Source organism: Aequorivita echinoideorum (assembly GCF_018476645.1).
Lineage (GTDB): Bacteria > Bacteroidota > Bacteroidia > Flavobacteriales > Flavobacteriaceae > Aequorivita > Aequorivita echinoideorum.
The window spans coordinates 556,636-569,660 of sequence record NZ_JAHCTB010000002.1 but is presented as its reverse complement, the minus strand read 5'-3'; the positions used below and the strand labels follow the sequence as shown (position 1 = coordinate 569,660).

Below are 13,025 nucleotides of genomic sequence, written 5' to 3'. Positions count from 1 at the left end.
CTTATTTTTTGATGATTACTTTCTGTCCGTCACGCAATGTTTTGGCGCCTTCTACAATTAAAATATCGCCTTCCTTTAAGCCGGATTTTACTTCAGTATGATTGTCGTAAGAGTAGGCCGTTTCAAGCACAACGCGTTTTGCCGTGCCCAGGGAATCATTTACTCTTTCAAAAAGGAAAGCAATAGTTTCACCTTCGGCATTTTCCTGAAGAATATTTTCAGGGATGGTAATGGCAGAATCTGCGGTATAATCATTTACCTGAACCGTAGCGATGAGGTTGGGCCTTACAAATCCATCTTTATTCGGGATTTCAACCTGAATGTCAAAACTTCTATTATTCGGATTAATATAATTGCTCACTTGGCGAACCTTTCCTTTAAATTCAGCGTTTATGGAAGGAAGTTTGACGTTTACTTCTGTACCCACTTTTACACTTTGAAGGTAATTTTCGGGTATGGAAGCCTTCACGTACATATCGCTCAAATTCACCAATCGAATAATTTGTGTTTGACCGGGAACAACAACTTGACCGGGATCTGAAATTACATCATCAACCACACCGCTGAAGGGTGCTGTAATAATGGTTTTGCCCAATTGGGATTTAAGCTGCTTGTTTGCGCTTTGGGCCGCCTCGTAGTTGGTTTTAGCCTGAAGAAATTGAATTTCTGAACCAATTTTTTGGTCCCACAGCCGTTGTTGGCGTTCAAAAGTAGTCTTGGCCAGTGCCAATTGGGCCTCCTGTTGTGCTACTTGGCTGGAAAGGCCGCCATCGTCAATTTTTGCCAACCGTTGTCCTTTGCTTACTTTTTGGCCCTCCTTAACATAAACTTGGGTAAGAATACCTGAATATTCTGCATTGAGAACCACATTCTGGTCTGTTTCCACATTTCCCTGAACCTCTACATAATGTTTGAAAACAGAATCATTGATAACCTGCGTGGTGACCAACGCTGGACGTTCATTTTTCTCTTTTTTGTCTATGAAAGCATTCAGCTTATCAATGTCGCTCTTCAGCTCCCGTTGTTGGTTGTTCAGTTCGGTTCTTTTGGCCTTTATGGCGCTAAGGTCTCCCGACTCCAAAATAGCATCAACCGACTGGTTGCCGTCTCCACCACAGGAAACGAGGGTGATAATTGCTAAAAGGAATAGTATTTTTTTCATTGTTTATTATGAGTTTATAAGATTAAAAGTTTATTTGATTGATTTTTTGATTTGAGTTTTGTATAATCCATCGAGCATGGCAGCTATTTCAGATATGGTTTCACGAATTTACTCATACTCTTCATCTGCTAAATATTTTAAGTCATTTGAAAGAATAACTTGGTTCAATAATTCCAAAACCGAACTATAAGCTATTTCAGTAAAACGAGCTTGATCTTTAAAAGAATGTCTTCCACTACCTTCAGCGATATTTGACGAAATTGAAACTGATGCCCTTCTCATTTGACTGGACAACCCAAATCTTTCTTCAGAGGGAAATTCTTGAGTTATCTCATTAATTTTTATTGAAAGTTGACGGGATTTCTGCCAGACATTCAATTTTTCAAATGAAAAGATTCTCATTTTTCTGTTTGTTTTAATTGAGTTTTCAAACATTTAAATTATTCATCAATTAAACTTTTAGTCCATTTCTTTAATAGTTTCCGAAGAAATCCGCAACTGCGGGATGTTAAGTACTGTTTCCAGGTTTGCTTTCTCATTGATTACATCCAGCATCGACTGAAAATATTGTTGCTGCGCCGAATATAATTGGGTTTGGGCCTGCCGAAGATCAAAACTTTCTGATAGACCTTCCGTGAATTTGGTCAGGTTTTTTGATTCAATGCGTTCAGCGAGTTCCAGATTTTTTTTTGAATTCTCATAAGTATCGATAGCAAATTGATAGTTACTTCTTGCGGTTGTAAGATCCAGCCTTATCTGCTGTTTTGTCTGCTCAAAATCAGTTTCGGCCTGCTCCAGTGCAATCTTGGTGCGCTGTGTTGCCGCGCTACGCTGTCCACTACTGAAAATGGGTATGTTAAGACTGATGCCCAAAAGAGAAGACTGAAACCAAACTTGATCATCACTAAAAAAGTTGAATTCCTGCCCATTTGCCGATGTTCCATAATTCACGAAAGCTGAAAGTCTGGGCAGTGCCTTACTTTTTTCAAGTTTCATCTCAAAAAGCCGCTGCTCCGTAAGATTGTAGGCAATTTTATAATCCACGTTACTTTCCATATTTAATGAGGAATCCAAAAGTTCCAGACTTATATTTTGTTGGGCTAGATCATTTAGTTCTTCAGTTAAAAGGACTGGTGTTTCCACATCTATTCCCAATGCAAGATTGAACATTTGTTTGGCAATGGCCTGTGTTCTTTTGGCATTGTTCAATTGGGTGTCAATGTCTAATAGTGTTATCTCCAGTTGTTCCACGCTTTCTTCTTCGGTTAGGCCGTTTTCAAAAATCTTGCGTGTTTCAAAAAGGTTGTCCTCCAGATTTTTTTTGTTTTTTTCAAAAATGGCTACCAATTCTTCGGCAAGCAGTACGCTTCCGTACGCATTCACCACTCCTTTTCTTACCTCTAGTCTTGTTTTTTCATTTGAATTTTCAGAAAAACGAAGAAATGCCTTTGCCGCTTGAAGGCCCACCAGATAACTGCCGTCGAAAATAAGCTGGTTAAGCGTGGCAACCGCATTCGCATTTTGCTTTGTGCCAAAGGTTACAGGGACAAAAGTACCGGGCGCACCACCACTGAATTCCGCTGGAATAAGCGTTACCGGTTGTTTTAAATTGTTATTGTAGGAAACGTTGGCGTCAATCTGTGGAAGTCCCGTTGCCGTAGTCTCCCATTTTTGCTTTAGAGCAATGGCAATGTCCCGCCGCGCATTGATGGACGTATAGTTGCTGTCCAGCGCAAAATTAATGGCCTCCTGCAATGTAAATGTGTAGTTTTTTTCCTGTGAAATCATCACGGATTGAAACAGTAACAAGCCTATTATTACAAGTTTTTTAAGCATTGGTGTGTTGTTCTTTTATGTATTTATTTAGTGTTAAATAACCTTTTTCCGTTACAATGCCGCGCAAGTGATATTCCAGATATTCTTCCGTGACAAACTGCTTGCTGAATTTTTCTGATAGAAATAGATTTTCATCCTTTGTGCCGTGTACGCACATAAAATAAAGCCTAGCAATGAACTCCACATCCAGACTGCTTCTGTAGAGACCTTGTTTGATGCCTCGTTGTAGGTTTCTGCGGGTGAGTTCCATCATTTTTTCAAAATGAAGTTCCTTTAAACTCTCATTTATTTCTGGGTAATACTTTTGAAGCTGGTATTGCGGTGAGGATTTTTCATCCTTTAAATGGCTCAATACTAGTCGTTTTATTTCATAAATTTCCTCAATGGGATTGTGGTTTTGTGCACAAATACTATCGATGCCGTCAGTAATGGTATTCATTATAGAGCAGGTACATTCCCGTACCAATTCAGTTTTATTGCTGAAATGCGTATAGATTGTTTTTTTTGAAATAGCCATCTCTGTTGCCAAATCATCCATGGTAACGCTCTTAAAACCAATGCTTAGAAATAGTTGCGTTGCTTTTTGTATTATTTTCTCTTTCATAACAGGCGGCAAAAGTACAGCAAGGAAACTTATAAAACAAAAAAAGTTTCCGAAGTTTAAAAGAATTTTTTGACCTTCATTTTCGCACAGAAATTATGCTTGTTATATTTTAGCAAAAAATTGAAGATGCAGTCATTACAATTGTATAGCGGGACCCTTCGGGAATATTTACAAAACGCTATAAATCAGAAAGAACCCAGCCATTTATACCAGCCCATAGATTATATTCTTTCGCTTGGCGGAAAGCGTATTCGGCCCACGCTTACCCTATTGGTGTGCGATATTTTTGGGGAAGACCACAAAAAGGCCATCAATGCGGCATTGGCAGTGGAACTTTTTCACAATTTCTCGTTGATCCATGACGATATCATGGATAACGCGCCCTTGCGCCGGGGAAAGGAAACTGTCCACGAAAAATGGGACGTGAACACCGCTATTCTCTCTGGCGATGCCATGTTGATCTTGGCGTATCAATTTTTTGAAAATTATGAGCCCAAAATGTTCCAAAAGTTGGCAATGCTCTTCAGCAAAACGGCTCTGGAAGTCTGTGAGGGACAGCAATGGGATATGGATTTTGAAACACGGGATGATGTTACGCTGGAGGAATACCTTAAAATGATAGATTATAAAACCGCCGTGCTTATAGGTGCCGCAATGAAAATGGGTGCCATAGTGGCAAAAACTTCGGAAGCGGATGCTGAAAAAATCTATCAATTCGGAAGAAATCTGGGGATTGCGTTTCAGCTTCAGGACGATTATCTGGATGTTTTCGGAAATCCGGAAAACTTCGGGAAACAAGTGGGCGGCGATATTATTTCGAATAAAAAAACATTTCTGTATTTGAATTCCCTTGAAAATGGCTCAATGAAGGAAAAGGAAGATCTTCAAAATCTTTTCAGCATAAACCCAAAGGATCCGGCCGATAAAATTGAGACTGTAAAACAAATTTATGAATCCTCCGGCGCCTCCGAAGCAACAAAAAAAGCTATTGAATTGTATACGCTAAAGGCTTTTGAAAACTTGGAAAGTCTAAATATTTCAAATGAAAAAAGGCAGCAACTGCAAACTTTTGGAAACGAATTGATGCGTCGAAATATTTAAAAGAATACCCGAATGAACGGAAAAAACGGATCTGCGTAAATGCTTCTTCGTTCATCAAAAAGCACATCGTATTTGAGGCCTACCGTAACGTTGCCATTGGTATAACCCACACCGGCATACAGCCCGGGATAGAAGTAATTTTCAGAAAGATTGGCGCCATCAAGTTCATACTTGCGGGTAACGTGCAACTGCTCAAATTCCGCAGAAAATTGTATCTGTGTAATTACATTGTACAAACCGATAATGCTTCCGCCAAAAATGGTGGAATTGTACGTGTCCCGCAAACTATTATAGGTCCCATTCAGGCCAATGCCGGCTGCAAAGCGTTCATCAAATTGATAGATGGCGCTGGGAGCGAGCGTCCCACTGAAAAAGCCATTTCCAAAACTTAAGCCTAGTCCTCCGCCGTAACGAACATTTTGCCAGAAATTTTGTTGCGTTTCTTGGGCACTTGTTTGCTGAAAGGACGCCATGATAAATAGGGCTATTGCAATTTTGCCAATCTTCGTAAATTCAGTCCTTTTCATTTAGAATATTTTAAGTTTTTTGAGCCATAAATATATAAAATCACCTCCGGTAGTTTATGTATTTATTGTATTTTTGTACCGTTTTATACAAAAAGACCCTTTGCAATTTTATAATGGATAAATTCTCATTTTTAAACGCAGTTCATCCTTCACATCTCGCTGAACTTTACGATAAATATTTACAGTATCCAGACAGTATCGAGCCCAGCTGGAGGGCATTTTTTCAAGGCTTTGACTTTGCTTCTGAAAATGGAGGTGCCGAAGCTTTTATTGGTGAATATTCCGGCGGAGATGCTTCGGAAAGGGAAAATGGTGACAAAAGCAATTTAAAGGAAGCGGTAGAGGATGTTGTAAAGGAATTTCAAGTTATAAAATTGATAGATGGCTACCGCACCCGCGGGCATTTATTTACCAAAACCAATCCCGTACGTGAGCGCAGAAAATATGAGCCCACGCTGGCACTGGAAAATTTTGGACTTTCGCAACATGATTTAAAGGCAACATTTAAAGCGGGCGAAATCCTTGGGATAGGGGAAGCAACGCTGGAAGTTATTGTAAAACATCTGGAAAGTATTTATTGCGATTCCATTGGGATTGAATATATGTACATCAGAAAGCCCAACGAAATACAATGGATTCAGCAAAAACTGAATGTTAACGACAATCAGCCCAATTTTTCAAAAGAACATAAAAAACATATTTTGAAGAAACTGAATGAAGCCGTTGCTTTTGAAAGTTTCCTTCATACCAAATACGTGGGCCAGAAACGATTTTCTCTGGAGGGTGGCGAGAGTTTAATTCCCGCACTGGATGCTCTCATAGAAAATGCCGCCGAAAAAGGAGTTGAGGAATTTGTAATGGGAATGGCGCACCGCGGGCGTTTGAGTACGTTAACTAATATATTCGGAAAAAGTGCCAAAGATATTTTTAGCGAATTTGATGGAAAGGATTACGCACAGGATATTTTTGATGGAGATGTAAAATACCATCTTGGCTGGACTTCAAAAAGAAAGACAGAATCCGGAAAGGAAATTAATTTGAACATCGCACCCAACCCATCTCATTTGGAAACTGTGGGTGCCGTGGTTGAAGGGATAGCGAGGGCAAAACAAGATGACCACCATAAGGAAAACCCCAATAAAGTTTTGCCAATTATTGTTCACGGTGACGCCGCAATCGCGGGACAGGGAATCGTCTATGAAATTGTGCAAATGGCGCAACTTGACGGGTATAAAACACAGGGCACCATACATATTGTGGTCAATAATCAAATAGGTTTTACTACCAATTATCTGGATGCCCGTTCATCAATTTATTGTACAGATATAGGTAAAGTCACACTTTCGCCTATACTTCACGTAAATGCGGATGATGTTGAGGCCGTAGTGCACGCTATGAATTTTGCGCTTGATTTCAGAATGGAATTTGGCCGGGATGTGTTTATCGACCTTTTGGGTTATAGAAAATATGGACACAATGAGGGTGATGAGCCACGCTTCACACAGCCTAAATTATATAAGGCAATCGCCAAGCACCAAAATCCAAGAGATATCTATGCCGAAAAGCTTTATGCCGAAGGCGTTATAGAAAAAGGATATACTGAAAAGCTCGAGCAGGAATATAAGGATAAACTTGAGACAAGTCTGGAAGATTCCCGCAAAGAGGATAAAACAACCATTACTCCTTTTATGCAGGATGAATGGGAAGGTTTTGAATATGCCGAGGAGGACAAAATGATGGAAGCGGTAGACACCACTTTCGATCTTAAAAAACTGGATGAAATTGCCGAAGCCATAACCAAACTTCCAGAGGACAAAAAATTCCTGAGAAAAATCGCAAAACTCGTGGAAGCCCGCCACACGATGTATTTTGAGGACAACAAACTAGATTGGGCAATGGGCGAATTGCTTGCCTACGGAACACTTTTAAAAGAAGGTCACGACGTTCGAATGAGTGGCCAGGATGTGGAGCGCGGAACATTTTCGCACAGGCACGCCGTTATAAAAGTTGAAGATAGTGAGGAAGAGGTGGTTCTTTTAAACCAACTTAAGGGCGATCAGGGCGATTTCTATATTTATAACTCATTGCTTTCAGAATATGGCGTTGTAGGTTTTGATTATGGATATGCAATGGCAAGCCCTAGAACACTCACGCTTTGGGAAGCGCAATTTGGTGATTTCAGCAATGGCGCGCAGATTATGATAGACCAATATATTTCGGCGGCAGAGGATAAATGGAAACTTCAGAATGGGTTGGTAATGTTATTGCCCCACGGTTACGAAGGGCAGGGAGCTGAGCATTCTTCGGCGCGAATGGAAAGATACCTACAACTTTGCGCAACGGATAATATGTTTGTGGCAGATGTAACAACGCCTGCAAATCTTTTTCATCTTTTCAGAAGACAATTGAAAATTAATTACAGAAAACCGTTAATTGTTTTTACGCCCAAAAGTTTACTGCGCCATCCCAAGGTAGTTTCCACAAAAGAGGAATTGGCGACCGGAAGTTTCCAAACTATTATAGATGATACCGAAGCTAAAGTTTCAAAAGTGAAATCATTGGTTTTTGTTTCGGGTAAATTCTATTATGATCTTTTGGAAAAAAGGGAAGAATTGGAAAGGGATGATGTTGCATTGGTACGCATTGAGCAACTATTTCCATTGCCGATTGAGGGAATGAAAAAAATTATGAAGAAATACAAAAATGCGGATGATATTGTTTGGGCACAGGAAGAACCAAGAAACATGGGTGCTTACTCACACATATTGATGCATTTTGAAGAAGCCAGAAACTTTAGGGTTTGCAGCCGTAAAATGTATGCTGCCCCTGCCGCCGGAAGCTCCGTTCGTTCAAAGGCACGGCACGCAAAAGTGATGGAAAATGTTTTTGATAAAACCATGGATCAATAAAAAATTCCTTTTAAAAATTAAAAAATAAACGCCCTGCTTTCAAAAGGCAGGTTCATAAAAGATAAAATTATGGCACTAGAAATGAAAGTTCCGTCTCCCGGAGAATCCATTACCGAAGTTGAGATAGCAACCTGGTTAGTAAAAGATGGTGACTATGTTGAAAAAGATCAGGCTATCGCCGAAGTGGATAGTGATAAAGCCACGCTTGAACTCCCCGCGGAAGCCAGCGGAATTATTACATTAAAAGCCGAAGAGGGCGACGTTATTGGTGTGGGTGAAGTGGTTTGCCTTATTGATACCGACGCAAAAAAACCGGGCAATGGCGAAGATGAGGAAACAGAAACCTACAAGAATGCAGGCGATGAAACCGGTGGGGAAAATTCTGGTCCAGATTTAGATAAGGAAAAAGCAAAAGAGAAAGAAAAGGAAGATAAAAAAGAGAATTCCAAAAAATTGGAGGCGGAAAAACAAACACCTTCAAAACCTTCCACTCCCAATCAAGCGCAGGATAAAAAAACATATGCCACTGGTAGTACATCTCCGGCAGCGAAAAAAATATTGGATGAAAAAGGTATAGATTCCAAAGATGTAAAAGGAAGCGGACGCGACGGAAGGATTACTAAAGAAGATGCCTCAAATGCTACGCCATCCATGGGAACCCCCGGAAATGGTTCACGAGGCAGTGAGCGCAAAAAACTTTCAATGCTTCGAAGAAAAGTTGCGGAGCGCTTGGTTTCAGTAAAAAATGAAACCGCTATGCTCACCACCTTCAATGAAGTGGATATGAGTGCCATTTTTGCACTTCGCGATAAATATAAGGAGCAATTCAAAGAAAAACACGGGGTAGGCTTGGGCTTTATGTCCTTCTTCACGCTCGCCGTGGTAAGAGCCCTCGAACTTTTCCCGGATGTAAATTCCATGATTGATGGGGATTATAAAGTTTCATATGACTTCAAGGATATTTCAATTGCGGTATCTGGGCCAAAAGGTCTAATGGTTCCAGTAATCAGAAATGCTGAAAATCTGAGCTTTAGAGGAGTTGAAGATGAGGTAAAACGATTGGCTTTGCGCGCTCGCGAAGGAGATATTACCGTGGATGAAATGACGGGTGGTACTTTTACCATTACAAATGGCGGTGTTTTTGGCAGTATGCTTTCCACGCCTATCATCAATCCACCGCAATCTGCAATCTTGGGAATGCACAATATCGTAGATCGCGCTATTGTTCGTGATGGTGGAATTGTTGTGGCACCCGTTATGTATGTGGCGCTGTCCTACGATCATAGAATTATTGACGGGCGCGAATCCGTTGGGTTTTTAGTGGCTATTAAAGAAGCGCTTGAAAGCCCCGAGGATTTATTGATGAACAATAATGTAAAACGCGCATTGGAATTGTAACCAAATTATTAAGAATATAATGAAAAAATCCGGCCATAAGGCCGGATTTTTTTTGGTTAGTTATTGAACATTCGCTTGCAGCTCCCTTCAATAAAATATAAAGTTCACCACTAAATTTAATAGGATAATTAACACTACTGAAACGGCAACCACAACCACGGCTGGATTGCTAGTTTCTGTTTCAATCTTATCATTATCATCTATAATAACTGAATCTTTCATACGGTAAATATCCTAAAATTTAAAAGAATATGAAATACGTACTAGTACGTAATTTTAAGATTTCTTTAAGAAACGTGCTCTATTTCAGCAATTCATGATTTTCCTTGGCCCAAATGAGGAGGCTATTGGTTTTGGGATCGGTAATCTTAAGTTTGTTTATAATGTTGCTCCTATGTTTTTCCACGGTACGGTGTGAAATAAAAAGTTGTTCCGCAATTTCACGCGTGGTTTTATCCATTGCAATAAGCTTTAGAATCTTTTTTTCAGAAGGGGTAAGAATATTTAGATTTTCAGTTTCGGTTTCGGAAAACCCTGAAATAAGCTCCTTTATTTTTGGGCTGAAAAAATGTTTTCCATCAGTTACTGTTTTTATACAATTCTCAATTTCCTCCAGAGCAAATTCTTTCAATATGTATCCGAAAATATTAAGTTCTTGTGCCTTTTGGTACAATTCCTTTTCTTTATGAAGCGTAATCAATACAATCTTTGTAGTAAATTGTTTTGTTCGGCATATCTGGGCGATTTCAATTCCAGACATTTGCGGCATTTGAATGTCTAGAATGGCTATTTCCGGCATTTTTTCAGCAATTTGGTTGTAGGCTTCCAGACCATCATTTGCCAACCCCACAAGGTTGTATTCCCTTTCAATCAAAAAGTCATTCAGTCCCTTTAAAAGTAGGGGATGGTCATCTGCAATAATTATGGATGGTTTAGCAATCATAGCGGAAATTGAAATTCAAGTAAAGTTCCTGTTTCTTTTTTTGAGGTCACTTTCATTTGCCCCCTTAAAAACCGGGTACGCTCCAACAATGTTTTAAGGCCAAGGCTTTTTACGTCCTGGAATTTCTCATTAAAATCAAATCCAGCTCCATTATCGCGAATGGAAATCAAAATATTATTCCTGAATTTTTTTATGGAAACTTTCCCGGCTTCGGCCTTGGCATGCTTCAAAATATTGCTCAAACTTTCCTGTACAATGCGGTAAATATTCATTTCTTCTTCTTTTGAAAAAATATTATCAATATTGTCAATCTCCGCTGAAATGAAAAGGTTGGTATTTTCGTCAATTAAATTTATAGTGTATTCTATTGCTTTTGTAATCCCTAATTCCTGCAAATGGAATGGATGGAGATCGCGTGAAATGGTTCGGACTTCTTCAATGGTGAGATCTACCATTTTTTTTGTTTCAATATCATTGCTGTCTATCAATTTATTTTTTATCAGAAGCAATTGTTGCCCAATCCCATCGTGCAAATCTTTTGAAATTCGCCTGCGCTCGCTCTCCTGCGAGACAATGAGCTCTTGACTGAATTTTTCCTGAAGCGTTTTGTTTCCCTTTAAATGCCTTTGATTTCTGTATAAAATTATAATTCCGAAACCCAACAAAATTGCGAGACCGGCAAGCAATATTGCTTTTTTGAAGCTTTCGTTGTCCTTTTCAAGCAAGGAAATATTTGTGGTTTTTTCTACCAGCTCCTTTTCCTTTTTCTCCGTTTCATAGAGTGTTTGGTAATAGGCCAGGGATGTAGCGGTACTTCTGTTATAAATAGAATCCTTGATGGCCCCAGCCGCCCTATTGTTATCCAGACTTTTTTTGAAATCGCCCATTTCATAAAAAATCTCTGAAAGGAGAAAATAGGAATTCATTATTTCATCCTCTATCCCGAATGTTTTGGCAACTTCCAGTTTTTGTTTTGCAAGTTTTAGGGCTTCATCGTATTTCCCAGTGGTCAATAAATATTTAGCCTTTCCGCTCAAATAATTGAGCTCTGTGCTATTGTCATTAAAGATTTGATATTCTTCCTTATCTATAAGAGCAACATGGGCTTTGGCTTCTTCCAGTTGTTCGTGTTCGCAATAATACTCGATAAGCCGTGAATGGATGCCAATATATGTGGACTTGTCCGGTGAATTTCTATCGAAAACCTTTTCAGCTTTTAAAAGGGATTTGTACTCCAAATCCCGCTCGCCCATTTTCTTGTAATCCAGCGCTTGGTTGTAATACTCATTTGCGAGATATGAATTGAGGCCCAGCGATTTCATTTTTTCTATAAGTATGTCGCGCTCCAGTTTTGCTTTTTCATAAAAACCATTCATGCTGAACATATTAATGATACCCTGTTGCGCAAAAACCATATAGCGGTACTCTTTATTGTCTTCATAAATACCGTACGCTTTTTTGAAATCCTCTCCTGCAAGCACAAATTTGCCTAGGCTGGAATACGCTTGGCCCCTGTAAAGGTAGGCATCAGCAATATGAAGCAAATCTGTGGATGAAAAATTTTTAAGCGCGGTGGTATAATCCTCAATGGCTTTTTTTAAGTCAATTTTTGCGTAGGCATTGCCGCGTTTACTGTAAAGTCCGCCAAGTAAAAAACTGTCCCTAATTTTGTATTTTCTAGCTAAAACGCCATTAATTATAGTAATTGCATTTAGCGGATCGTTACCATAATTGGTAAGAATATTCTGAAGATTCATTGCTTTTTTGGCGGCGGGCTCTACACTGTCAATCTCTTGTGCAAGGTTTATATATTCTTGACTGTATTTAATGAAGGCGTCATTGTCTTGCCTAAAAGTCTTGAAGAGCAAGCTGTCCAACGCGGCAAGTTTAATGGTGGGATTTTCTGTAGTATCCACAATATTTCTGAAATATGAAATATCCTGGCAAACACCTACAAATGGTGCGAGCATAATTACAAAAAGTAATGCTGAGAGGTTTTTCAAATCAAAAAAACTTTTGCGGGGAGACAATAAAAATAGTGATTTTTTATAAACAACAGCTTCTTTATGGCACTGCTTCTACTTTACATAGAAACAATTACGGCCGTAATCTATTACCGCACGATGTTTTTTAAGGAAATCTGCGCCAATTATTCCGTGGACGGGATTCTCATTTACCTGCTGTAATGCTTGGTTTACATGCGAAAGATCGAATAAAATGAAATCCATTTTTTTCACTTCAAGATTTGTATGTTTGAAGGTATTGCCCCGCGATAAAAGCGTTTCCATATTCACGGCGCCTGCGCCCGCAGCTTTTATAAGGCTTTCCTCGCTTGCCAATTTAAAATATTCGGTATAATTGAAGCCGATACAGCTGGTTGAGGCACCTGTATCTAGGATGAAATTTCCATTTTCGGAATTTATTTGCGCATTGAATAAATAATGCCCAGTAGCAAGTTTTTTAAGTGGAATACGCGAAAAACCCTGCTCCTCCATAAACTTTCGAAGTTGCTTCACTCTTTTTTCTGTAAAGATAGCAAACAAAA

At 39.4% G+C, this 13,025-nt stretch carries 11 protein-coding genes; 3 read left to right on the top strand and 8 right to left on the bottom strand.

The window, feature by feature from the left end; translation table 11 throughout:
• Window position 1: 1 nt before the first annotated feature.
• The 4 genes from KIV10_RS06435 to KIV10_RS06420 all read right to left on the bottom strand — a co-directional run bounded on the left by KIV10_RS06435 (window position 2) and on the right by KIV10_RS06420 (window position 3,602).
• The gene (locus KIV10_RS06435; RefSeq protein WP_214112654.1) at window positions 2-1,162 is read right to left on the bottom strand and encodes an efflux RND transporter periplasmic adaptor subunit; all 1,161 of its coding nucleotides are present in this window, start codon (window positions 1,160-1,162) and stop codon (window positions 2-4) included.
• Window positions 1,163-1,270: 108 nt separating this feature from the next.
• On the bottom strand, window positions 1,271-1,564 hold the full coding sequence (locus KIV10_RS06430) for a four helix bundle protein (protein WP_246516214.1): 294 nt from the start codon (window positions 1,562-1,564) through the stop codon (window positions 1,271-1,273).
• A 57-nt stretch (window positions 1,565-1,621) separates the two neighbouring features.
• The gene (locus tag KIV10_RS06425; RefSeq protein WP_214112653.1) at window positions 1,622-2,998 is read right to left on the bottom strand and encodes a TolC family protein; all 1,377 of its coding nucleotides are present in this window, start codon (window positions 2,996-2,998) and stop codon (window positions 1,622-1,624) included.
• Window positions 2,991-3,602 carry a TetR/AcrR family transcriptional regulator gene (locus tag KIV10_RS06420; protein ID WP_214112652.1) on the bottom strand — a complete coding sequence of 204 codons (612 nt, stop codon included), beginning with the start codon at window positions 3,600-3,602 and terminating at the stop codon, window positions 2,991-2,993. The genes KIV10_RS06425 and KIV10_RS06420 overlap by 8 nt, the downstream gene beginning before the upstream one ends.
• 126 nt (window positions 3,603-3,728) lie before the next feature.
• Between KIV10_RS06420 and KIV10_RS06415 the strand changes: the two genes are divergently transcribed.
• Window positions 3,729-4,703 (top strand): polyprenyl synthetase family protein, encoded by a 975-nt coding sequence (locus KIV10_RS06415; RefSeq protein WP_214112651.1) that lies wholly within the window; start codon window positions 3,729-3,731, stop codon window positions 4,701-4,703.
• Here KIV10_RS06415 and KIV10_RS06410 read toward each other — a convergent pair.
• The gene (locus KIV10_RS06410; protein WP_246516213.1) at window positions 4,700-5,230 is read right to left on the bottom strand and encodes an alpha-ketoglutarate decarboxylase; all 531 of its coding nucleotides are present in this window, start codon (window positions 5,228-5,230) and stop codon (window positions 4,700-4,702) included. The genes KIV10_RS06415 and KIV10_RS06410 overlap by 4 nt on opposite strands.
• A gap of 113 nt (window positions 5,231-5,343) precedes the next feature.
• Here KIV10_RS06410 and KIV10_RS06405 point away from each other — a divergent pair, with 113 nt between their 5' ends.
• A complete protein-coding gene (locus tag KIV10_RS06405) occupies window positions 5,344-8,139 on the top strand; it encodes a 2-oxoglutarate dehydrogenase E1 component (RefSeq protein WP_214112650.1) in 2,796 nt (931 codons plus the stop codon).
• Between the two features lie 69 nt (window positions 8,140-8,208).
• On the top strand, window positions 8,209-9,537 hold the full coding sequence (odhB, locus tag KIV10_RS06400; RefSeq protein WP_214112649.1) for a 2-oxoglutarate dehydrogenase complex dihydrolipoyllysine-residue succinyltransferase: 1,329 nt from the start codon (window positions 8,209-8,211) through the stop codon (window positions 9,535-9,537).
• 301 nt (window positions 9,538-9,838) lie between these two features.
• Here the strand turns inward: odhB and KIV10_RS06395 are convergent, their stop codons facing one another.
• The 3 genes from KIV10_RS06395 to KIV10_RS06385 all read right to left on the bottom strand — a co-directional run bounded on the left by KIV10_RS06395 (window position 9,839) and on the right by KIV10_RS06385 (window position 13,023).
• Window positions 9,839-10,480: a response regulator gene (locus KIV10_RS06395; protein ID WP_214112648.1), complete on the bottom strand. Its 642-nt coding sequence runs from the start codon at window positions 10,478-10,480 to the stop codon at window positions 9,839-9,841.
• Window positions 10,477-12,483, bottom strand: coding sequence for an ATP-binding protein (locus tag KIV10_RS06390; protein WP_214112647.1), 2,007 nt, complete (start codon window positions 12,481-12,483; stop codon window positions 10,477-10,479). Before KIV10_RS06390 ends, KIV10_RS06395 begins: the two co-directional genes overlap by 4 nt.
• A 75-nt stretch (window positions 12,484-12,558) precedes the next feature.
• A complete protein-coding gene (locus tag KIV10_RS06385) occupies window positions 12,559-13,023 on the bottom strand; it encodes a retropepsin-like aspartic protease (protein WP_246516212.1) in 465 nt (154 codons plus the stop codon).
• Between the last annotated feature and the right edge of the window lie 2 nt (window positions 13,024-13,025).